The sequence below is a fragment of the Variovorax sp. Root473 genome (assembly GCF_001426505.1).
GTDB lineage: Bacteria > Pseudomonadota > Gammaproteobacteria > Burkholderiales > Burkholderiaceae_C > Variovorax.
The window spans coordinates 182,482-204,587 of record NZ_LMEV01000020.1 but is presented as its reverse complement, the minus strand read 5'-3'; the positions used below and the strand labels follow the sequence as shown (position 1 = coordinate 204,587).

Annotated in this window: 18 protein-coding genes; 11 read left to right on the top strand and 7 right to left on the bottom strand. The window is 69.2% G+C overall.

Going from position 1 to position 22,106, the window contains the following annotated elements; translation table 11 throughout:
- The first annotated feature begins 37 nt into the window (after window positions 1-37).
- Window positions 38-295 carry an acyl-CoA-binding protein gene (locus ASD34_RS25710; protein ID WP_056584076.1) on the top strand — a complete coding sequence of 86 codons (258 nt, stop codon included), beginning with the start codon at window positions 38-40 and terminating at the stop codon, window positions 293-295.
- Window positions 296-308: 13 nt separating this feature from the next.
- Here ASD34_RS25710 and ASD34_RS25705 read toward each other — a convergent pair whose 3' ends face one another.
- Genes ASD34_RS25705 through ASD34_RS25690 form a run of 4 tightly spaced genes read right to left on the bottom strand, consistent with a single transcriptional unit; the run spans window position 309 to window position 5,109 of the window.
- On the bottom strand, window positions 309-1,550 hold the full coding sequence (locus ASD34_RS25705) for a CaiB/BaiF CoA transferase family protein (protein ID WP_056584073.1): 1,242 nt from the start codon (window positions 1,548-1,550) through the stop codon (window positions 309-311).
- Window positions 1,551-1,602: 52 nt separating this feature from the next.
- The gene (locus ASD34_RS25700; RefSeq protein ID WP_056584069.1) at window positions 1,603-1,917 is read right to left on the bottom strand and encodes a polyhydroxyalkanoic acid system family protein; all 315 of its coding nucleotides are present in this window, start codon (window positions 1,915-1,917) and stop codon (window positions 1,603-1,605) included.
- Complete coding sequence (locus ASD34_RS25695) at window positions 1,910-3,049, bottom strand: aminopeptidase (RefSeq protein WP_056584065.1); 1,140 nt, start codon at window positions 3,047-3,049, stop codon at window positions 1,910-1,912. The genes ASD34_RS25700 and ASD34_RS25695 overlap by 8 nt, the downstream gene beginning before the upstream one ends.
- Window positions 3,049-5,109: a molybdopterin-dependent oxidoreductase gene (locus tag ASD34_RS25690; RefSeq protein ID WP_056584062.1), complete on the bottom strand. Its 2,061-nt coding sequence runs from the start codon at window positions 5,107-5,109 to the stop codon at window positions 3,049-3,051. The genes ASD34_RS25695 and ASD34_RS25690 overlap by 1 nt, the downstream gene beginning before the upstream one ends.
- A gap of 59 nt (window positions 5,110-5,168) precedes the next feature.
- On the opposite strand from ASD34_RS25690, the gene ASD34_RS25685 reads away from it, so the two are divergent.
- Complete coding sequence (locus tag ASD34_RS25685; protein ID WP_082549124.1) at window positions 5,169-6,299, top strand: ABC transporter substrate-binding protein; 1,131 nt, start codon at window positions 5,169-5,171, stop codon at window positions 6,297-6,299.
- Window positions 6,300-6,404: 105 nt separating this feature from the next.
- Here the strand turns inward: ASD34_RS25685 and ASD34_RS25680 are convergent, their stop codons facing one another.
- Genes ASD34_RS25680 through ASD34_RS25670 form a run of 3 tightly spaced genes read right to left on the bottom strand, consistent with a single transcriptional unit; the run spans window position 6,405 to window position 9,947 of the window.
- A complete protein-coding gene (locus ASD34_RS25680; RefSeq protein WP_056584055.1) occupies window positions 6,405-7,499 on the bottom strand; it encodes a M14 family metallopeptidase in 1,095 nt (364 codons plus the stop codon).
- Complete coding sequence (locus ASD34_RS25675; RefSeq protein WP_056584053.1) at window positions 7,496-8,698, bottom strand: M20 aminoacylase family protein; 1,203 nt, start codon at window positions 8,696-8,698, stop codon at window positions 7,496-7,498. The genes ASD34_RS25680 and ASD34_RS25675 overlap by 4 nt, the downstream gene beginning before the upstream one ends.
- A 55-nt stretch (window positions 8,699-8,753) precedes the next feature.
- On the bottom strand, window positions 8,754-9,947 hold the full coding sequence (locus tag ASD34_RS25670) for a glycerophosphodiester phosphodiesterase (RefSeq protein WP_082549087.1): 1,194 nt from the start codon (window positions 9,945-9,947) through the stop codon (window positions 8,754-8,756).
- A gap of 110 nt (window positions 9,948-10,057) precedes the next feature.
- On the opposite strand from ASD34_RS25670, the gene argE reads away from it, so the two are divergent.
- The 9 genes from argE to ASD34_RS25625 all read left to right on the top strand — a co-directional run bounded on the left by argE (window position 10,058) and on the right by ASD34_RS25625 (window position 22,103).
- Window positions 10,058-11,224: an acetylornithine deacetylase gene (argE, locus tag ASD34_RS25665; RefSeq protein WP_056584048.1), complete on the top strand. Its 1,167-nt coding sequence runs from the start codon at window positions 10,058-10,060 to the stop codon at window positions 11,222-11,224.
- A 28-nt stretch (window positions 11,225-11,252) separates the two neighbouring features.
- Complete coding sequence (locus ASD34_RS25660; protein WP_056584045.1) at window positions 11,253-12,476, top strand: DUF445 domain-containing protein; 1,224 nt, start codon at window positions 11,253-11,255, stop codon at window positions 12,474-12,476.
- Window positions 12,477-12,605: 129 nt separating this feature from the next.
- Window positions 12,606-14,273 (top strand): hypothetical protein, encoded by a 1,668-nt coding sequence (locus ASD34_RS25655; protein ID WP_056584041.1) that lies wholly within the window; start codon window positions 12,606-12,608, stop codon window positions 14,271-14,273.
- Between the two features lie 119 nt (window positions 14,274-14,392).
- On the top strand, window positions 14,393-15,175 hold the full coding sequence (locus ASD34_RS25650; RefSeq protein ID WP_056584038.1) for an MHYT domain-containing protein: 783 nt from the start codon (window positions 14,393-14,395) through the stop codon (window positions 15,173-15,175).
- A gap of 73 nt (window positions 15,176-15,248) precedes the next feature.
- Window positions 15,249-16,859: an acyl-CoA carboxylase subunit beta gene (locus ASD34_RS25645; RefSeq protein WP_056584688.1), complete on the top strand. Its 1,611-nt coding sequence runs from the start codon at window positions 15,249-15,251 to the stop codon at window positions 16,857-16,859.
- Window positions 16,856-18,805, top strand: coding sequence for an acetyl/propionyl/methylcrotonyl-CoA carboxylase subunit alpha (locus ASD34_RS25640; RefSeq protein WP_056584035.1), 1,950 nt, complete (start codon window positions 16,856-16,858; stop codon window positions 18,803-18,805). The genes ASD34_RS25645 and ASD34_RS25640 overlap by 4 nt, the downstream gene beginning before the upstream one ends.
- A gap of 30 nt (window positions 18,806-18,835) precedes the next feature.
- Window positions 18,836-19,732: an SDR family oxidoreductase gene (locus ASD34_RS25635; RefSeq protein ID WP_056584032.1), complete on the top strand. Its 897-nt coding sequence runs from the start codon at window positions 18,836-18,838 to the stop codon at window positions 19,730-19,732.
- A 32-nt stretch (window positions 19,733-19,764) separates the two neighbouring features.
- Window positions 19,765-20,925: an acyl-CoA dehydrogenase family protein gene (locus tag ASD34_RS25630; protein ID WP_056584030.1), complete on the top strand. Its 1,161-nt coding sequence runs from the start codon at window positions 19,765-19,767 to the stop codon at window positions 20,923-20,925.
- Window positions 20,926-20,936: 11 nt separating this feature from the next.
- Window positions 20,937-22,103, top strand: a complete 1,167-nt coding sequence (locus ASD34_RS25625; RefSeq protein ID WP_056584028.1) for an acyl-CoA dehydrogenase family protein — start codon at window positions 20,937-20,939, stop codon at window positions 22,101-22,103.
- Window positions 22,104-22,106: the final 3 nt, after the last annotated feature.

The window sequence follows — 22,106 nt, the reverse complement described above, 5'->3', positions numbered from 1 at the left end:
TTAAGATGCGCGCTTTCTGACCTTCTTCCTGACCGCCATGTCCGACCTCAACGCCCAATTCGAAGCCGCCCAGGCCAACTCCAAGCTGTTGGCCGAGCGCCCCGACAACCCGACGCTGCTGAAGATCTACGGTCTTTTCAAGCAGGCGACCGAAGGCGACAACACCGCCAAGAAGCCCAGCTTCAGCGACATCGTCGCGCGCGCCAAGTGGGACGCATGGACGGCCCAGAAGGGCGCCACGACCGACGAGGCGAAGCAGAAGTACATCGACCTGATCGAATCGCTGCGAGGCTGACCCGCAACGCCAGCTACCCGACGATCCCCCGCGCCTGCAATGCGGCGATCTGCTCAGTACTCAACCCGATCTCCTTCAACACCGCCTCCGTGTCCGCCCCCAGCGCCGGCGCATTGCGCCGGTGGCCGGCGGGCGTGAGCGACAGCTGGGGCACGAAGCCCGGCACGGCGAGCGCGCTGCCGTCGGGCATCTTCACCTCCTGCAGCATGCCGCGCGCGGCGTAGTGCGGGTCGGCCGCGATGTCGGCGATGGTGTAGATGCGCCCGGCCGGCACATGCGCCGCATCGAGCGCGGTCAGCACTTCGCTCACCGTGCGCTGCGCGGCCCAGTCGCCGATGGCGGCGTCGAGCATCTCGACCTGCGCCACGCGCCCCGTGTTGCCCGCCAGCGCCGGATCGGCCGCGAGGTCGGGCCGGCCGATGCAGGCCATGAGCCGCTTGAAGATGCTGTCGCCGTTGCCCGCGACGATGGCGTAGCCGCCGTCGGCGCAGCGGTAGGCATTGGTGGGCGCAATGCCCGGCAGCGCGCTGCCGGCCGCCTCGCGCACCGCACCGAAGGCACTGTACTCGGGCAGCAGGCTTTCCATGCAGTTGAAGACCGCCTCGTACAGCGCGACATCGACCACCTGGCCCCGGCCCTTCGGGAATTCGGCGCTCACGGTGGCGTGGCGGTGCTGCATGGCCATCAGCACGCCGATCACGCCGTGCAACGAGGCCAGCGTGTCGCCGATCGACACGCCCACGCGCACCGGCACGCGGCCCGGCTCCCCCGTGAGATGGCGCAGCCCGCCCATGGCCTCGGCCACCACGCCGAAGCCGGGGCGGTCGCGATAGGGGCCGGTCTGGCCGTAGCCGCTGATGCGCAGCATCACGAGCGCGGGGTTGGCGGCCAGCAGGTCGTCGGGGCCGAGGCCCCAGCCTTCCATCGCACCGGGTCGGAAGTTCTCGACCAGCACATCGGCCTCGGCCGCGAGCTGGCGCACGATGGCCTGCGCCTCGGGCTCGCGCAGGTCCAGTGCCACCGAGCGCTTGTTGCGCGACTGCACCTGCCACCACACGGAGGTGCCGTCCTTCAGCAGCCGCCAGGTGCGCAGCGGGTCGCCCGCACCCGGCGGCTCGATCTTGACCACGTCGGCGCCGAAGTCGGCCAACGTGCGCGCCGCGAAGGGGCCGGCGATCAGTTGCCCGAGTTCAACGACCTTGAGGCCGGCCAGCGGGCCTGCAGCGGGAGAAGGAGAAGAAGAGCTGTGCGTCATGGCGCCGAGTGTGCCTCGGCGCCGCCCGGTTCATGCACAGCGACGCGGCGAATCAGGCGAGGCGAGTGCTGCGCCCCGGCGCCTCGAGCAGCGCATCGAGGTTGCGCGCGATCTTCTGCTCGATCTGGCCGCTGAAGCTGCTGAACAGGAAGCCCAGCGTCGCTTCGATCCGGAAGGTGTCGCCCGTGATTTCAAACGTGCCGTCGATGCCCGCGCGGCTGAACTGCGCGACGTCGCCGTTGGCGCCCTCGGTGTAGGTGAATTCGAGACCGTAGTCCTGCTCGACCTGCTGCACCCATTGGCGCGCGACTTCGCGGGCGCCGGCCATGCCCAGCGTGTGGTTGCGTTCGATATGGATGTCAGACACCGTGATCTCCGTTGTTGTGCGTGTGCTCAGCGCGGTCGAACCGCGTGTGCAGGATGCCGGTGGCCGCCTGCAGCGCGCTGCGGCGCTCTTGGTCGGTCGGCAGCGCGGCGATGCGCCGGACCTCAGTGTAAAAGCGCGGCCAGTCGCGGCCCTCGCGTTCGAACAGCGCTTCGAAGCCCGGCACCAGGTCGTCGTAGGCGCCCTGCGCACCGAAGGCCGCATTGTTGGCGCGCGCCACCCAGCCGTCGTAGGCGTTCTGGCGCGGACCGGTCCATGCCGCCTTCAGCGCGGCATAGCGCGCGCGGAAGTCGGCCAGGGCGGCCTGCTTCTGCGCCTCGACCTTCGCCCAGTCCTTGGCCTTGGCTTCGGGCGACTCGTACACCTGTGTGAGCGCGCGGCGCGTGTTGAGCGCGAGCGCCCGGAAGTCCTGCCGCTGCGCATTGAACTGCGCATACTCGGCGCGCGCTGCCTCGCCGGCTTCGCGCTGCAGCCACAGCGCGCCACCGATGCGCTCGACGGCCGTGGCGTACGACTCGTTGAACACCGTGTCGCCCGACACGTAGAGCACCTGGTGCGCCAGCTCGTGGAACACGAGGCGCGCCAGCTCGCCCTCGGGGTAGCCGATGAAGGTGGACAGCAGCGGATCGCCGCCGGCCCAGTTCATCCAGCCCAGCGTGGAGTAGGCCGGCACGGGGTACACGGCCACTTCGAGGCCGTTGGCCTTCTGCGCCTCGGCCTCGGTTTTTGCGGCGGCCTCGTCGTAGTAGCCACGGTAGCCCACGCAGCCCGCGACCGGGAAGCACCAGCTCTTCAGCGTGAGCGAATACGGCGGCGCGGCCACCACGTTCCATACGGCGGCGGGGCGATGCAGGTCGGCGTACGCGGTGTAGCTGGCGTTGTCGGGCAGACCAAGTTCGCTCGACGCGAAGCGGCGGATGCGCTGCGCGAGTTCGAGCTTGGCCTTGAGCGGCGCCCCCACGGTCGGGTCGGCCAGCCATTCGGGCACGGGCCTGGCCGCGCGCAGGATGTCGAGGTGGCCGTTGGCCGATTGCCAGTAGTAGCCGAGGTCGGCGCAGCCACTCAAGAAAAGCGCGCTGGCCAATGCCAGCGCAGGCGCACCCGGCCGCGGCATCACACCTTTTCGACCTGCACCAGGCAGTCGTAGAAAGTCGGCCCGCGACCGATGTCGGTCAGGCGCTGGCTGGTCAGTTCGTTGATGTTGGTGCCGTCCATGCCGAACTTGCGCCACCAGATGCCCATGCCGTGCACCACGCCCTGGCGCGCGCGACGCGACACCTCGGCGCGGCAGCGGTGCTCGCCGCGCTGGTTGAACACGCGCACCGTGGCGCCGTCCTCGATGCCGCGCGCGGCGGCATCGTCGGCGTGGATCTCCAGCAGCGGCTCGACCTCGATGGCCCGCAAGCTCGTCACGTTGACGAAGGTCGAGTTGAGGAAGTTGCGCGCCGGCGGCGAGATCATGGCCAGTGGAAACTCGGTCGAGCTGCCGGCCGGCTCCCAGTTGGGCACGTGGTCGGGCAGGCCGTCGATGCCCATGGCCTGCAGACGCTCGCTGAAGAATTCGCAGCGGCCCGAGGGCGTGGGGAATTTGCCCTCGGCGAACGGCGCCTCGGCCAGCTTCAGGCTGGTGAAGCCCTGCGCGCGCAGTTGCTCGAAGTCGATCACGTCGTCGGCGAAGGCGGTGCGGCACAGCGACTCGTCGCCCTCGGCAAAGCAGGGTTCGTCGAAGCCCATGCGGCGCGCCAGCTCGCGGAACACCCAGGCGTTGCTGCGGGCCTCGCCGCGCGGCGCGACGGCCGGCTGGTTCAGCAGCACGTCGGTGTGGCCGTAGCTGCAGTGGATGTCCCAGTGCTCCAGCTGCGTGGTGGCGGGCAACAGGTAGTCGGCGTAGTCGGCGGTGTCGGTGCGGAACTGCTCCAGCACCACCGTGAAGAGGTCTTCGCGCGCGAAGCCCGCCACCACCTTGGCCGACTCGGGCGCCACCGCAACCGGGTTGCTGTTGTAGACCACGACGGCTTTCACCGGCTTGGCGGTGTCGAGCAGCGCATCGCCGATGGTGCTCATGTTGATGGTGCGCGGCGTGCGCCCGGCCAGCAGATCGGGGCGCTGCAGCGCGGCGCGGTCGACCGGGTAATGGCCCGAGCTGCTGAGCAGCAGGCCGCCCGCCCGATCGCGCCAGGCGCCGACCAGCGCCGGCAGGCAGGCGATGGCGCGCGCCGCATTGCCGCCGCCGCGCACGCGCTGCATGCCGTAGTTCAGGCGGATCGCGGCCGGCCTGGTCGTGCCGTAGGCCTGGGCCAGCGCCACGATCTGTGCCTCGGGAATGCCGCAGACCTCGGCCGCGCGCGACGGTGGCCATTGCAGCGCGCGCTCGCGCAGCTGCTCCCAGCCCAGCGTGTGGTTGGCGATGTAGTCGTGGTCGAGCCAGTCGTGCACGATGAGTTCGTGCATGAGCGCCAAGGCCAGCGCGGCGTCGGTGCCGGGCAGCAGCGCGATGTGCTCGTCGCACTTGTCGGCGGTTTCGGTCTTGCGCGGATCGATGCACACCAGCCGCGCGCCGGCGCGCTTGGCGGCCTGGGCGTGGCGCCAGAAGTGCAGGTTGCTGGCGATGGAATTGCTGCCCCAGATCAGGATGAGCCTGGCTTGCGAGAAGAACTCGATGCGCATGCCGACCTTGGCGCCCAGCGTGTAGACCATCGCTTCGCCACCCGCCATCGAACAGATGGTGCGGTCCAGCAGCGAGGCGCCGAGCTTGTGGAAAAAGCGCCGGTCCATCGATTCGCCCTGCACGAGGCCCATGGTGCCCGCATAGCTGTAGGGGAGAATTGCTTCCGGCTCGGCTTGCAATCCCCGAAGATGCGCGGCGATGTCGTCCAATGCCGTCTCCCACGAGACGGGCTCGAAGCGGCCGCTGCCCTTGGGACCGACGCGTTTCAGGGGTTGCACGAGCCGCTCGGCATGGTCATTGCGTTCGATGTACCGGGACACCTTGGTGCACAGCACGCCGCCGGTGTGCGAGTGGGCGGGGTTGCCCTGCAGCTTCACCGCCACGCCGTCCTTGACGGTGGTGACGAGGGCGCAGGTGTCGGGGCAATCGTGCGGGCAGGCGCCCAGCACCGTGGAGGGTGCGGTGGCGTCGGGCGTGTCGAGGAGGGAATCCGTTGCGTGGGCCATCGGACAAGTCTAGTTTGAGTATCAACACACAGAGAAAGAGGGAGGATTTCACCATGACGATGCATCTGAATCGCAGGCATTTTTCGATCGCGACAGCCGCCGCCACGCTGGGCGGCTTCGGCATCGCTCGGGCGCAGAACGACACACCGCTCGTGCTGGGCCAGTCGGCGCCGTTCACGGGGCCGGCCGCCCAGTTGGGCATCCAGTTCCACCAGGGCGCCAAGCTGTTCCTGGACCAGCACAACGCCCAGCCGGGCCAGCGCGACGTGGTCATCAAGAACCTCGACGACGGCTACGAGCCTGACCGCTGCGCGGCCAACACGCAGAAACTCATCGCCGACGACGTGTTCGCGCTGTTCGGCTACATCGGCACGCCGACCAGCCTGGCCGCGCTGCCGCTGGCGGTGAAGGACAAGGTACCGTTCATCGCGCCGTTCACAGGCGCGATGTCGCTGCGCGAGCCGTTTCACCGCAACGTGTTCCATCTGCGCGCGTCCTACAACGACGAGACGGCCCTGATGGTGAAACAGCTCACCCACCTGGGCATGAAGAAGATCGCGGTCTTCTACCAGAACGACGCCTACGGCAAGGCCGGGCTCGACGGCGTGACGCTGGCGCTGGCCCAGCAGCAGCTCAAGCCCGTCGCGCTGGCCACGGTGGAGCGCAACTCCGCCGACGTGGCCGCGGCCGTGAAGACGATCCTGGCGAGCCAGCCCGCGGCAGTGGTCCAGGTCGGCGCCTACCAGGCCTGCGCGGCGTTCATCCGTGAAGCGCGCAAGGCGGGCTACGGCGGCGTGTTCTTCAACCTCTCGTTCGTGGGCACGCAGGCGCTGGCGGACGAGCTGGGCAAGGAAGCCGCAGGCGTGATGGTCACGCAGGTGGTGCCCTCGCCCTTCAACCAGGCGAACGCGCTGGCGCGTGAGTTCACGGAGGCGGTGCGCAAGGCGGGTGGCGGCGCAAGCGCCAATTTCTCGAGCATGGAAGGCTACCTGGCGGCCAAGGTGCTGACCGAAGGCCTGCGCCGCGCACCGGGCGGCAAGGGCACACGCGATGGGCTGATCGCGGGGCTGGAAAGCATCGAGCGTCAGCAGTTCGGCGGCTTCGAAGTGTCCTTCTCGCCGAAGAGCCACGTGGCGTCGCGGTTCGTCGAGCTGTCGATGCTGACGGCGGACGGGCGCGTCAGGACCTGAGGTTCTTTCGTGGAATACCGCGGAACCGGCTTTGCCGGGCCGCTGGTATTGCCCCCTTGAGGGGGTTGGCGCAGCGACACGAAGTGCGCGAAGCCTGGGGGTGGGTCAACCTGCCAGGCCGTCCACCGCCTGGAACATCGCCTGCCGCGCCTGGCTCACGATCTGGCCGCGCCAGGCGTCGCTGTCCGTGTAGAACGCCTCCACCATGCGCGCACGGATGCCGTCGGCCAGGTCGGCCGGCGCGTCCGGATGCTTGTGCAGCCAATGGTCGGCGCGCAGCGCGCCGGTCACTTCGAGCATCGGCAGCGTGCCGTATTCGAGCGCGATGCCCGTGTACTCGGCCTGCGGGCATTCTTCGTACACGGCGTCCCACATCAGGCCGCGCAGCAGCGCCGAGGTGGAGGAGCCGTCGTAGATCGAGGTGACGGGCGCGGCGGGCGTGCCCCACCATGCGTTGGCGCGGGCGTAGGCCACCTTGTCGTCGCGGCAGGCAAAGATGCGCTCGCCCAGTCCGTTGGGGCCGAGCCCCGTGTGCAGGTCGATCCAGGCGAGGCGCTTGGCGTGGCCTGCATGGCGGCGCAAGACGCTGCGCAGGGTCTTGTTGCTCCAGGTCGGCGCCTTGCCGCCGAAGAACAGGCCGTCGTCGAACTGGTATTGGCCGCTCGTCACCGCCGCCTGGTAGGCCGTGGCGCCGTGCTTGCCGATCCACTTCTCGATCGCAGCCTGGTTCTCCGGCGTCGGCGGCCAGGTGTCGGGCAGCAGCAGCGGATGCAGCCTGGCGTAGGGCTCGTTCACCGGCACCGGCTTCGAGAAGTCGAGGAAGTTGCGGTTCAGGTCGACGTTCTCGTGCGTCACGCGGCGGCCGTACGAAAAGCCGTGCGGGTTGAGTGCATGCACGTAGAGCACCGCGACGCCCTGCACCCTGGTCTTCTCGCGCCATTCGGCATCGTGCAGCGCAAACACCTGCACGCCGCTGCCGCAGTGGCCTTCGACGCCGTGGCAGGCGCTGGTGACAACGAGCAGCCGCTCGGCGTTGGCGTCGCCGTCGAGCGCCACGTCCATCGACAGCTCTTCGCCGTCGCGCCCCTTGAGCGGGTGCGCATGCGGCTCGACCGTGAGGCCCGCGCTCACGCAGCCCTGCAGGAACTTCTGGCGCGCGGGGGCGTAGCGCGGCGAAAAGGCCTCGCCGATGCCGATCATGAAGCGTTGCCGCCGGGCTTGAGGAACTGCTCGGCGATCTGCACCCAGCAGGTGGCGCCCAGTGGAATGAGGTCGTCGTTGAAGTCGTAGCTGGCGTTGTGCAGCGTGCACGGGCCTTCGCCGTGGTGCACGTCGCGGTGCGAACCGTCGCCGTTGCCGATGAAGGCGTACGCGCCGGGCTTGGCCTGCAGCATGAAGGCGAAGTCTTCCGAGGTCATGGCGGCCTCCTGCCTGAGCACGTTTTCGGGGCCGACGATGTCGCCCATCACGCGGCGCGCGAAGTCGGCCTCGGCCTCGGTGTTGATGGTCGGCGGGTAGTAGCGCTCGAAGCGGAACTCGCAGGTGGCGTCATGCGCGGCGCAGATGTGCTCGCTGACCTGCTTCATCTTCGCTTCGATCATGTCGAGCACTTCGATCGAGAAGGTGCGCACGGTGCCCGACAGCTCGCAGTTGTCGGGAATCACGTTGTTGGTCTCGCCGGCGTGGATGGTGGTGACCGAGATCACCGCCGAATCGGTCGGCTTCATCTTGCGCGTGAGGATGGTCTGGAAGGCCTGCACGATCTCGCAGGCGATCGGCACCGGGTCGATGCCGGTCTGCGGCAGCGCCGCGTGGCCGCCCTTGCCGACCACGTTGACGTGGAACTTGTTGCCCGACGCCATCACGGGGCCGGGGCTCACCGCGAACTGGCCAGCCTTCATGCCGGGCCAGTTGTGCATGCCGAACACGGCGTCCATGGGGAACTGCTCGAACAGGCCTTCCTTGATCATCTCGCGCGCGCCGCCGCCGCCTTCTTCGGCCGGCTGGAAGATCAGGTAGACGGTGCCGTCGAAGTTGCGATGCTTGGCCAGGTGCTGCGCGGCTGCGAGCAGCATCGCCGTGTGGCCGTCGTGGCCGCAGGCGTGCATCTTGCCGTGGTGCTGGCTGGCGTGGGCGAAGGTGTTGAGCTCGGTGACGGGCAGCGCGTCCATGTCGGCGCGCAGGCCGACGGCGCGGGTGCTGGTGCCGTTCTTGACGATGCCCACCACGCCCGTGGTGCCCAGGCCGCGGTGGATGGGAATGCCCCATTCGGTGAGCTTGCCTGCCACCACGTCGGCGGTGCGGACTTCTTCGAAACAGAGTTCAGGGTGGGCATGAAGGTCACGCCGGACGGCCGCGATGCCGGCCGCCTGCGTGACGAGCGAGTCGATGAGTTTCATGGGACACAGTCTAGGCTTTGCGATCAGCGCCGCAAAGACCGTGCCGGGCAAACCCTCAGCGGCCCATGCTCTTCAGGTACTCGGCGCGTGCAGCCAGCGCGGTGTCGGTGAAGTCGGTGAAAACGCCGTCCACGCCGAGCTTGTAATAAATCGCGTACTCGTTCTTGCCGTCCTTGTTGTAGTCGGCGGCCAGGCGGCGCGACTCGTTGCGGAAGGTGAACGGGTGCACGAAGAGGCCCGCCTTGTGCGCATCGGCGATCAGCGTGGTGGGCGAGACCGAGGTGGCGTCGGCGTCGTTGATCTTGCCGTCCTTGTTCACGTCGAGCGGCTTGCCGTCGGCACCGACGCTGCCCTTGATGCTCACGATGTAGCGCTTCCACGGGCCGATGCCGTCGGCGTAGGTCTTGATCTCGGCCAGCCCGGCGGGCGTGACCATGACGTCGAAGTTGCGCTTGTCGCCGGCCTTGGTCCACTCGTAGGGACGGTCGACGGGCACGGCGTAGGTCATGGCGCCGGTCTTCATGTCGATGCCGTCGCCGTCGATCAGCTGGATGAGCCGGGTGTTCAGGCCCTTGGCCTTCATGTACTTGAGGCTGCCGGGCTCGAACGACTGCACGTAGATGGGCGCGGTCTTGCTGTTCCAGCCGGCGGCGTTGATGGCGGCGATGACCTTGTCTTCCATGGGCAGCCCCAAGTCGCGGAAGTAGGTCGGGTTCTTGGTCTCGGGGTAGATCGCGATGGTGCGGCCGGTTTCCTTCGACTTGGCCTTCGCGAAATCGATGATCTCCTGGAAGGTCGGGATCTTGAACTTGCCGTTGAATTCCTGCGGGCGCTCGGGGTCGGTCGAGATACCACCCAGCGTCTTGATCTCGGCCAGCGTGAAGTCGTTGCTGAACCAGCCGGTCTGGGTTTCGCCGTCGACCTGGATGGTCTTCTTGCGCGAGGCAAAACGCGCGTGCCTGGCCACGTCGGTGCTGATGGCCAGGTTGGGGTCGTGGCGGGCGATGAGCACGCCGTCCTTGGTGGAGACCAGGTCCATCTCGATGACGTCGGCGCCCAGCTCGATGGCGCGCGCGTACGACTCCAGCGTCTGTTCCGGCAGGTAGCCCGAGGCGCCGCGGTGGGCGATGACCAGCGGCGGGTTGCCGTCCAGCGTGAGCAGCTTGTGCGCCGACGGGCCGGTGGTGCCGCAGGCGGCCAGGCTCAGGACGGCCGCGGCGGTCAGGGTGATCTGCAGGGACATGCGCATGTTGTCTTCTCCATCCAAACAAAGAAAAAAGAAGAAGCAGGCTACCCGCTGCGCGTGACAACGCCGGTACCCGCCTGCGCGCGCCTTCAACTTCCCGGACAATCTGTTGCATGCAGCACACGCTTTCTCCCCAGAGCCTCTTGATGGCGCAAACCTTGGTTCGCATGAACACGGTGAGCGCAAACAGCAACCTCGAGCTGATCGACTTCGCCCAGGCGCACCTCGCCGCCCTGGGCGTGAAGAGCCGCATCACCTACAACGCCGAGCGCACCAAGGCGAACCTGTTCGCCACGCTGGGCGAGGGCAAGCCGGCCGGCGTGATCCTCTCGGGCCACACCGACACGGTGCCCTGGGACGGCCAGGCCTGGAGCGTCGACCCGCTGTCGGGCGTGGTGCAGAACGAGCGCCTGTACGGCCGCGGCTCGGCCGACATGAAGAGCTACATCGCGATCGCGCTGGCGAACGCCAAGCACTTCCTGGAAGGCGACGCGCCCTTCGCCGTGCACTTCGCCTTCACGTACGAGGAAGAAATCGGCTGCTTCGGCGTGCGCGAACTCATTGCCGACATGCGCGACGCCGGCATCAAGCCACTGGCCTGCATCGTGGGCGAACCCACCAGCATGGTGCCGGCCATCGCGCACAAGGGCGTGTACCGCTACAAGTGCTGCGTGCGCGGCAAGGAAGCGCACTCGTCGCTCACGCCCAAGTCGGTCAACGCCATCGAGATGGCGGCGCGCGTGATCGGCAAGGTGCGCGACATGGCCGAAGACTTCGAGCGCAGCGAGCCACGCTACGACGGCTTCGACGTGCCCTTCAGCACCGCCAGCGTGGGCCAGTTCCACGGCGGCATTGCCGACAACGTGGTGCCGCGCGACGCCGAGTTCCGCTACGAATTCCGCGACCTGCCCACGGCCGATGCAAAGCGCATGCAGTCCGACGTGCTGGCCTATGCCGCGAGCATCGAGCCGGCCATGAAGAAGGTGGCGCCCGACGCCGGCTTCAGGTTTGAAACGATCTGCGAGATCCCGAGCTTCCTGGGCGCGGCCGGCGATCCGGTCACGCTGCTCGCGCAGCGCCTGGCCAGCGAAGACCGCACCACGCTGGTGGCCTTCGGCACCGAAGCGGGCCTGTTCAAGAACGCCGGCATCCCCACGGTGGTGTGCGGCCCCGGCAGCATCGAGCAGGCGCACCAGCCCGATGAGTTCGTGAGCCTCGAACAGCTCGCGCGCTGCGAGCTGTTCATGCGGCGCCTGGCGTCCGAGCCGGTCATCGGCTGACATCCACCCGGCGCCGCCTGCCCGCCCCATGAAACGCGTTGCGCTCGGCCTGCTGTGCGCGGCAGCGGCGCTGTATGCGCTGGCCACCGTGCTGCACGACCAGCACGCGGCCTGGGGCTACGTGGCGGCCTTTGCCGAGGCCGCGATGGTCGGCGCCATTGCCGACTGGTTCGCGGTGGTGGCGCTGTTTCGCCATCCGCTGGGCCTGCCAATCCCGCACACGGCCATCATCCCGAGCAACAAGGACCGCATCGGCGCGAAGCTCGCGGGCTTCATCTGCGACAACTTCCTGAGCACCGCGCAGGTGCTGGCCAAGCTGCGCCAGTTCGACGCGGCGGCCCGCATCGCCGAGTGGCTGGCCCGGCCCGCCAGCGGCGACAAGCTGGGCGAATGGGGCGTGGCGGCCACGCGCTACGGCCTGGCCGCCTTCGACGACGAACGCGTGCGCGACTTCATGGGCCGCGCCGCTGCGGCCGGGCTGGCCAGGATCGACCTCTCGCGCCTCACCGGCCAGGCGCTCGACGCGCTCACGGCGGGCGGACGCCATCAGGCGCTGCTCGACGACGTGCTGCAGCAGGTGGCCGACCTGCTCGACGGCGACGAGGTGCAGGCGCACATCACCGAGGCCATCGCGCGCGAGATCAAGACGCTGCGCTACGTCGGCCTGGACCAGGTGGCGGCCAAGCTCGCCACGCGCAAGATCGTGGCCGCCATCGCGCGCACGCTGGCCGAACTGGCGGCCGAGCCCGACCACCCGATGCGCCGGCGCTTCGACCACTTCGTCGACGACTTCGTGGTGCGCCTGAAGCTCGACCCCGAGTTCCAGCAGCGCGGCGAGCAGATCCGCGCCGAACTCATCGCCCACCCCGCGCTGGGCGACTACCTGCACGGCCTGTGGGGCGAGCTGCTGGGCTGGCTGCACGACGACCTCGGGCGCCCCGACTCGACCATCCGCCAGCGCATCGCGACCATGGCCGGCGCGCTGGGCCAGCGGCTGCACAGCGACGCGGCGATCCGCGCCTGGATCAACGAGCAGCTCGAAGCCGCCGCGCCGGCCGCCATCGAGCGCTACCGCGAGGACATCCGCCGCTACATCGAACAGCGCGTGGGCGAGTGGAACGCGCATGAGATGACCGACGAGCTCGAACGCCACATCGGACGCGACCTGCAGTTCATCCGCATCAACGGCACGCTGGTGGGCGGGCTCGTGGGGCTGCTGATCCACACGGCGACGCAGCTGCTGCGCGGCTGACGCCGAGGGTTATCCGCAGCGAACAAAAGTCCGCATCCAGTCCCGCGAGCGACTGTGCGGGGCGCATCGGCTCCTAGACTGCGGGCGCACTGTCGCATCCGCCACAACGCCAACCCAGAGGAGATCGCCATGCCCCGTCGCTCGATCCGCGCAGCCGCGCTGACCGCCGCCCTCGCCCTGCTCGCCGCCTGCAGCACGCTGTCGCCGCCCCCCAAGCGCCCCGCCGCCTGGGCCGCGCCCGAAGTGCTCGTGGCCCCGTCGTCCTTCGCGGGCGTGCACGGCCTGGCCATCGATGCGAAGGGCCGGCTGCTGGCGGGCTCCGTGCTCGGCAACACGCTGTGGGAGGTCGACCGCCAGACCGGCGCCGCCAAGGTGCTGGTCGACGCGCCCGAAGGCCAGGCCGACGACATCGCGGTCGGGCCGAAGGGCGAGCTGGCCTGGACCAACTACCTCATGGGCATGCTGCGCTACCGCGAGAACGACAGCGCGCCGCTGCGCGTGCTCGCCAAGGACCTGCCCGGGCTGAACTCGCTGGACTTCGACCGCAGGAACGGCAAGCTCTACGCCTCGCAGGTGTTCCTCGGCGATGCGCTGTGGGAAATCGACCGCGAGGGCAAGAAGCCGCCCCGGCTCATCAAGAAGGACATGGGCGGCTTCAACGGCTTCGAGGTCGGGCCCGACGGGCTGCTCTACGGGCCGCTGTGGTTCAAGGGCCAGGTCGTGAAGATCGATCCGGCGAACGGCCACATGACCGTGATCGCCGACGGCTTCAAGATCCCGGCCGCCGCCAACCTCGACGGCAAGGGCAACCTCTGGGTGGTCGACGCGCGCAGCGGCGAGCTGGTGAAGGTGGACCTGGCCAGCGGGCGCAAGACCGTCGCCAAGCAGCTGCGGCCCTCGCTCGACAACCTGGCCATTGCCAAGGACACGCCCGACGGCACGATCTACGTCTCGAACATGGCCAACAACGAGGTGCAGGCCTTCAACCCCGCCACCGGCCAACTGCGCACGCTCACCAGCGGCAAGCTCGCGGTGCCGGCCGGTCTCAAGATCGACGGCAACGACCTCTGGGTGGCCGACGTGTTCGGCTTCCGGCAGGTCGACGTGCGCACCGGCGAGGTGCGCGACGTGTTCCGCATGCAGCGCGAGCCCGAACTCGACTACCCGTTCGCGGTCGGGCTGTCGCCCAAGCTCTTCGCGCTGACCTCGTGGTTCACGGGCTCGGTGCAGCTGGTCGACCGAAAGACCCTGAAGACGGTCGAAACGATCCACGGCCTGAAGGCCCCGTTCGATGCGCTGCCGATGGCCGACGGCAGCGTGATCTACGCCGAACTTGCCACCGGCAGCATCACACGCGCCAGCGGGCCGAAATTTGCAGAAAAGTCAGTGCTCGCTAGCGGCCTGAACGGCCCGGTGCAGCTGGTGGTGGGCCAGGACGGCGCGCTCTACGTGACCGAGGCGGCCGGCCGGCTGCTGCGCATTCCGCTGGACGCCAGCGCACCGCTGCGCGCGGTGGCCGACGGCCTGGCGCTGCCCGAGGGCCTGGCCCAGACGCCGTGGGGCAGCTTCATCGTGGCCGAGAGCGCGGCGCGCCGGCTGGTCGAGATCGACCCTGCCACCGGCACCCGCCGCACGGTCGCCGACAACCTGCCCATCGGCCTGGCGGCCGGGCCTGGCCTGCCACCGCCGTACGTGGTGACGGGCGTGGCCGTGGGCCGCGACGGCACGGTCTACGTGGCCGCCGACAGGAACAATTCGATCTATCGAATTCGGCCTGTCATTCAGGGTAACAATTAGTACAGATTTCTGTTTACTTTTACAAACACATATTACAAACTGGCCGGGACGCTTCGCGGCGTTCCGACTGCATAGGGTCGTCGGGGTCTGCGAAACGCCTTTTCCCGAAGGGACACCGCATGACTCCACTCGTCGTAGGCCAAGTGCTATCGCCCGAATACTCCCTGGGACTGATCGCACTTTCGTTCGTCATTTCCTTTTTCGGCTCGCTCGTGGCCCTGATCTGTGCCGGGCGCATGGTCGGCGCCGACGGCAAACCCAACCTGGCCATCGTGGCCTGCGCCGCGGTGGCGCTGGGCGGCATCGGCATCTGGTCGATGCACTTCATCGGCATGCTGGCCTACCGGCTGCCCTTCGGCATCTCGTACAACATGCCGCTGACCATCGTCTCGCTGGTGGCGGCCATCCTGATCTCCGGCATTGCGCTGTACCTGGCGGGCGGGCGCGCCAAGTTCAGCCGCTCTGGCTGGCTGGCGGGCAGCCTGCTGGCCGGCCTGGGCGTGTGCGTGATGCACTACATGGGCATGTTCGCGATGAACATGCGGGCCACGATGAGCTTCGACTTCGGCATGGTCGCGCTGTCGGTGGTCATCGCCATCACGGCCGCCGCCGCCGCGCTGTGGCTGGCCTTCAACCTGCGCAAGCTCAGCCACCAGGTGGGGGCCGCCGCCGTGATGGGCGTGGCGGTCTGCACCATGCACTACGTGGGCATGAGCGCGGCCAGCATGATCTGCACGGCCGCCGCCCCGGTCGACGCGCTCACGCTCGGCGGCAGCTACATGGGCCTCACGGTGTTCGGCACGGCCGGCGCGGTGCTGATCTTCATCTACTGGGTGGTCACGGGCAGCAGCCTTGACGCTGCGCCGGCCACCGCCGCGCAGCGGCGCGTACGCCCCAGCTAGTTGGCGCAAGCGGGTCCGGGCCCCGCCTCCTAAAGTCTGTGCGAACGACTCGTTGCGCTTCGCACAGACCTCCATGCCTTTCCTCGAATCCCGGCTGCAGACCGCCGGAGACACCTATCAGGCCAACCGCGCGAGCATGCTGTCGCTGCTGGACCAGGTCCGGTCGCACGAAGCCCGCGCCGTGGCCGCCTCCAGCGCCTCGGCCGAGCGCTTCGCCAGGCGCGGCCAGCTGCTGCCACGCGAGCGTCTCGCGCTGCTGCTGGACACCGGCGCGCCCTTCCTGCCGCTCGCTACCCTCGCGGGCCTCGGCCAGGACAACCCCGACCTCTCGAAGAGCGTGCCCGGCGGCGGCCTGATCGCCGGCATCGGGCGCGTGGCGGGCGTGCGCTGCATGATCAGCGCCTCCGACTCCGGCATCGACGCCGGCGCGCTGCAGCCCATGGGGCTGGACAAGCAGCTGCGGCTGCACGAGATCGCGCTGGAGAACAAGTTGCCCTTCGTCCAGCTGGTGGAAAGCGCGGGCGCCAACCTCATGCAGTACCGCGTGCAGGACTTCGTGCGCGGCGGCAACATCTTCCGCAACCTCGCGCGGCTCTCGGCCGCGGGCCTGCCGGTGGTGACGGTGACGCACGGTTCGTCGACCGCGGGCGGCGCCTACCAGACGGGCCTGTCGGACTACATCGTGATGGTGCGCGACCGCACGCGGGCCTTCCTGGCCGGGCCGCCGCTCTTGAAGGCGGCCACCGGCGAGATCGCCACCGAGGAAGAACTGGGCGGCGCCGTCATGCACACCCATATCTCGGGCCTGGGCGATTACCTCGCCGAGGACGACCGCGACGCGCTGCGCATCGCGCGCGCCATCCTCGGCGGCATCGACTGGGCGCGCGACGAAACGGCGCGCGCCTTCGCACCGCCGCGCCACGACGCCGAGGAGCTGATGGGCCTCATGCCCGCCGACGGCCGCCGCCCGGTGGACATGCGCGAGGTCATCGCGCGCATCGCCGATGGCTCGGAGTTCCTGGCCTTCAGCGAGCACTACGGCAGCGCCACCGTCTGCGGCCACATCCGCCTGGAAGGCCACGCGGTGGGCATCATCACCAACAACGGTCCCATCGATTCCGACGGCGCCACCAAGGCCACGCACTTCATCCAGGCCTGCTGCCAGTCGCGCACGCCTATCGTCTACCTGCAGAACATCACGGGCTACATGGTGGGCCGCGCGCACGAGGAGGCCGGCATCATCAAGCACGGCGCCAAGATGATCCAGGCCGTGACCAATGCCAGCGTGCCGCAGATCACGCTGCACTGCGGCGCCTCCTACGGCGCGGGCAACTACGGCATGTGCGGACGCGGGTTTGCACCGCGCTTTTGCTTCAGCTGGCCCAACGCGCGCACCGCCGTGATGGGCGGCGAGCAGGCCGCGCAGACCATGGCCATCGTGATGGAGGCCGGCATGGCCCGCAAGGGTGCCGTCGACCGCGACAGGATCGACGCGATGCAGCGCCAGATCGTCGAGCGCTTCGATCGCCAGATGAGCGTCTTCACCACCAGCGCGCTGCTGCTCGACGACGGCGTGATCGACCCGCGCGACACGCGCGCCGTGCTGGCCGAGACGCTGTCGATCTGCCGCGACGCCGAGGCCCGCGCGCCGCAACCCATGCAGTTTTCGGTGGCACGGCCATGAGCGCTTTTGACAAGATCCTGATTGCCAACCGCGGCGAAATTGCGGTGCGCGTGATGCGCACCGCGCGCGCCATGGGCTACCGCACGGTCGCGGTGTACTCCCGCGCCGATGCGCACGCCGAGCACGTGCGCCAGGCCGACGAATCCGTGTGCATCGGCGAGCCGCTGCCCGCGCAGAGCTACCTGAACATCGACGCGATCATTGCCGCGGCCCGTGCCAGCGGCGCCGACGCGGTGCACCCGGGCTACGGCTTCCTGGCCGAGAACGCGGCCTTCGCGCAGGCCTGCCGCGACGCGAAGCTGGTCTTCATCGGACCATCGCCCGAAGCCATTCTTTCGATGGGCGACAAGGCCGGCGCCAAGCGTCTGATGCAGGCGGCCGGCGTGCCGTGCATTCCCGGTTACCAGGGCGACGATCAAAGCACCGCCACGCTGGTCGCCGAGGCCGAGCGCATCGGCTGGCCCGTGATGATCAAGGCCACGGCCGGTGGCGGTGGACGCGGCATGCGGCTCGTGACCTCGGCCGGCGCCTTCGCCGAGCAGCTGCAAAGTGCGCAGTCCGAGGCGCTGCATGCCTTCGGCGACGCCACCGTGATTTTGGAGCGCGCCATCGTCGCGCCGCGCCACATCGAGATCCAGGTGTTTGCCGACCGCCACGGCCATGCGATCCACCTCGGCGAGCGCGACTGCTCGGTGCAGCGGCGCCACCAGAAGGTGATCGAGGAAGCGCCCTCGCCAGCGGTCGATGCCGCGCTGCGCGCGCGCATGGGCGCCACCGCCGTGGCCGCCGCGAAGGCCATCGCCTACGAAGGCGCGGGCACGCTCGAGTTCCTGCTCGACGCACAAGGCCAGTACTGGTTCATGGAAATGAACACGCGGCTGCAGGTGGAGCACCCCGTGACCGAAGCGGTGACGGGCCTGGACCTCGTCGAGCTGCAACTGCGCGTGGCGGCCGGTGAGCCGCTGCCGCTCACGCAGGACGACGTGCGCATCGCCGGCCATGCCATCGAGGTTCGGCTCTGCGCCGAAGACCCGCTGCAGGGCTTCCTGCCGCAGAGCGGCACGCTGAGCGCATGGCGCACGTCACCGGCGCTGCGCACCGAACATGCGCTGCGCGACGGCGCCGAAGTGCCGCCCTTCTATGACTCGATGATCGGCAAGCTCATCGCTTCGGGCCGCACGCGCGACGAGGCGCGGCAGCGGCTGCTCGCGGGCCTGCGCGACACGGTCGCGCTCGGCCTGCCGACCAACCAGGCGCTGCTGCAGCGCGCGCTCGCGCACCCGGTGTTCGCCCGCGGCGAGGCGACCACCGCCTTCATCGGCGACCACCTCGACGCGCTGCTGGCCACCGACGCCGCGACCGACACGCGCGCCGCCCTGCTCGCGGCCCTGCTGCTGCAGACCGGCGCGCGCGGCTGGCCCTCGCCGCTGGCGCACACGCTGCCCAACGCTTTGCGTTTCGCGCTCGACGGTGCCGTGCACACGGCGCGCGTGACACCGCGCGGCGCCGCGTCCTTCGACGTCGTGCTGGATGACGCCGCGCCCGTGTCGCTCGCCTTGCTGGCGCTCACGGACGACGGCCTGCTGCGCTTCGCCTGCGACGGCGTGGCCGCGCAGGCGCGTGTCGTGCGGTGCGCCGACCGCGTCGACTTCCATTTCGACGGCCGCGCCTTCCGCCTCGACGACCTCACGCACGTGGCCGTGGCGCGCGCCGACGCGGGCGGCAGTGACGGCCTGCTGCGCGCCTCGATGAACGGCCGCGTGGTCGCGCTGTTGGCCGCCGAGGGCGACACCGTCGCCGCGGGCCAGCCGCTGGTCACGCTCGAAGCCATGAAGATGGAACACGTGCACTGCGCACCCCGTGCGGGCCGCGTCGCGGCGCTGCATGTGGCCGTGGGCGCGCAGGTCGCCGCGCGCCACATCGTGGCCGAAATCGCCGAGGCCTGATCGCTTCTTCCTTTGCCAGAGCCCATCGCCATGAACGCACCTCACTACCGCTCCGTTTTCGCACCCGCCCTGTTCGCCGGCCAATGCATCGTCGTCACCGGCGGCGGCTCGGGCATCGGCCGCTGCACCGCGCACGAACTGGCCTCGCTCGGCGCCCACGTGGTGCTGGTCGGCCGCAAGCCCGAGAAGCTCGACGCGGTGCGCGCCGAAATTGAAGCCGCCGGCGGCCAAGCCAGCACGCAGGCCTTCGACATCCGCCAGGAAGACGCCGTGCGCGAGGCCGTGAAGGCCATCGTCGCCGCGCACGGGCGCATCGACGGGCTGGTCAACAACGCAGGCGGCCAGTACATCACGCCGCTGGCCGCCATCTCGGCCAAGGGCTGGGAGGCGGTGATCCACACCAACCTCACGGGCGGCTTCCTGGTGGCGCGCGAGTGCTACGTGCAGAGCATGCAGGCGAGCGGCGGCGCCGTCGTCAACATCGTGGCCGACATCTGGGGCTCGATGCCGAACATGGGCCACAGCGGCGCCGCGCGCGCCGGCATGGTGAGCTTCACCGAAACCGCCGCCGCGGAGTGGGCCGTGAGCGGCGTGCGCGTGAACGCCGTGGCACCGGGCTACATCGCCTCCAGCGGCATGGACCACTACCCGCCGGAGGCCGGGGACATGCTGCGCGCCATGCGCAAGACCGTGCCCGCCGGCCGCTTCGGCAACGAGGCCGAGACCTCCGCCGCCATCGCCTTCCTGCTGAGCCCGGCCGCGGCCTTCATCAGCGGCACCGTGCTGCGCGTGGACGGCGCGCGTCCGCAGGTGCGCATGGGCTGGCCGATGGAACTTCCCGACGCGCAGGCGCAGCAGCGCCCCGCGGTACGGCCCTATGACGGCTTTCACCTCGCACAGACGCCGCGCGTGTTCCAGGACACGTGAACAGCGAACGAACGGACACACGGAGACCCGCGATGCAGTACACCCACGAACACCTCGAGATGCAGAAGACCCTGCGCCGATTCATCGACGAGGAAATCAATCCCCATGTCGACGAATGGGAAGCTGCCGAGATCTTTCCCGCGCACGAGGTCTTCAAGAAGCTCGGCAACCTCGGCCTGCTGGGCCTGAACAAGCCCGAGGCCTTCGGCGGCGCAGGCCTCGACTATTCGTATGCGATGGCCTTCGCCGAAGCCTTGGGCCACATCAGTTGCGGCGGCGTGCCGATGGCCATCGGCGTGCAGACCGACATGTGCACGCCCGCGCTCGCGCGCTTCGGCAGCGACGAGTTGCGCCGCGAGTTCCTCACCCCCGCCATCGCGGGCGACATGGTCGGCTGCATCGGCGTGAGCGAGCCCGGCGCGGGCAGCGACGTGGCGGGCCTGAAGAGCCATGCGCGCAAGGACGGCGACGACTACCTCATCAGCGGCCAGAAGATGTGGATCACCAACAGCCTGCAGGCCGACTGGATGTGCATGCTGGTCAACACCAGCGACGGACCCGTGCACCGCAACAAGTCGCTCGTGATGGTGCCGATGAACCTGCCGGGCATCGAGAAGGCGAAGAAGATCCGCAAGATCGGCATGGACTCGAGTGACACCGGGCTCATCTACTTCGACAACGTGCGCGTGCCGCAACGCTTTCGCATCGGCGAGGAGGGCCAGGGCTTCGTCTACCAGATGCAGCAGTTCCAGGAAGAGCGGCTGTGGGCCGCCGCCAGTTCGCTCGAACCGATGGAAGACTGCATCGCGCAGACCATCGAATGGGCACAGCAGCGCCAGATGTTCGGCGCCACGCTGGCCGACCAGCAGTGGGTGCAGTTCAAGCTGGCGGAACTCAAGACCGAGGTGGAAGCGCTGCGCGCCCTCGCCTACCGCGCCTGCGACCTGCACGTGAAGGGCGAAGACGTGCTCGAACTCGCGTCGATGGCCAAGCTCAAGACCGGTCGCCTCACGCGCCAGGTGGCCGACACCTGCCTGCAGTTCTGGGGCGGCATGGGCTTCACGCTGGAGAACCGCGTGTCGCGCCTGTACCGCGACGGCCGCCTGGGCTCGATCGGCGGCGGCGCCGACGAGGTGATGCTCGGCATCCTCGCCAAGACCATGGGCATCGCCAAGCGCCCACCGCGCGGCTGACCGGGCAAGCCATGGACGCGGAACTGCAGGCCGACCGCGCCGCGCTCGCCGACACGGTGCAGCGCTTCGCCCAGGCCGAGATCGCACCCAACGTGCACGCCTGGGACGAGGCCGGCGAATTCCCGCGCGCACTGTACGCCCGTGCGGCCGAACTGGGCCTGCTGGGCCTGGGCTACCCCGACGCACTCGGCGGCACGCCCGCTTCCTATGCGTTGAAGCTGCCCGCCTGGGTCGCGCTCGCGCGCCACGGTCAGAGCGGCGGCGTGCTCGCGAGCCTGTTCTCGCACAACATCGGCCTGCCGCCCGTGGTGCTGCACGCGAGCGACGCGGTGCGCCACGAGGTCGTGCCCGCGGTGCTGCGCGGCGAGAAGATCGCCGCCCTCGCGATCACCGAACCCGGCGGCGGCTCCGACGTGGCCGCGGTGCGCACGACGGCGAAGCGCGACGGCGACCATTACGTGCTCAACGGCGAGAAGACCTTCATCACCTCGGGCATGCGCGCCGACTGGATCACCGTGGCCGTGCGCACCGGCGAGGGCCGCGGCGCAGGCGGGCTCTCGATGCTGCTGGTGCCGGGCGACGCGCCCGGCCTCTCGCGCACACGGCTCGCGAAGATGGGCTGGCTGTGCTCCGACACCGCCACGCTGCATTTCGACCACGTGCGCGTGCCCGCGCGCTACCTGCTCGGCGAAGAGGGCGCGGGTTTCCGCATGGTCATGGGCAATTTCAACGGCGAGCGCGTCGGGCTCGCGGCCGGCGCGCTGGGCTTCGCACAGGCCTGCCGCGACGAAGCGCTGGCCTGGTCGCGCGAGCGCAAGACCTTCGGCGCCGCGCTCATCGAACACCAGGCGGTGCGCCACAAGCTGGTCGACATGCAGATGCGCATCGCCTCGACCGAGGCCTGGCTCGAGGCCGTGTCCGCCGAGGGCGACGCGCACGAGGCGGCGGGCCGCATCAACGCACCCGAGTGGGTGGCGCAGGTCTGCCTGCTCAAGAACCATGCCACGCAGACCATGCAGTTCTGCGCCGACCAGGCCGTGCAGATCCTCGGTGGCATGGGCTTCATGCGCGGCACCGTGAGCGAGCGCATCTACCGCGAGGTCAAGGTGATGATGATCGGCGGCGGGGCCGAGGAAATCATGAAGGAGCTGGCGGCGCGCCAGCTCGGTTGGGTGTAGCCG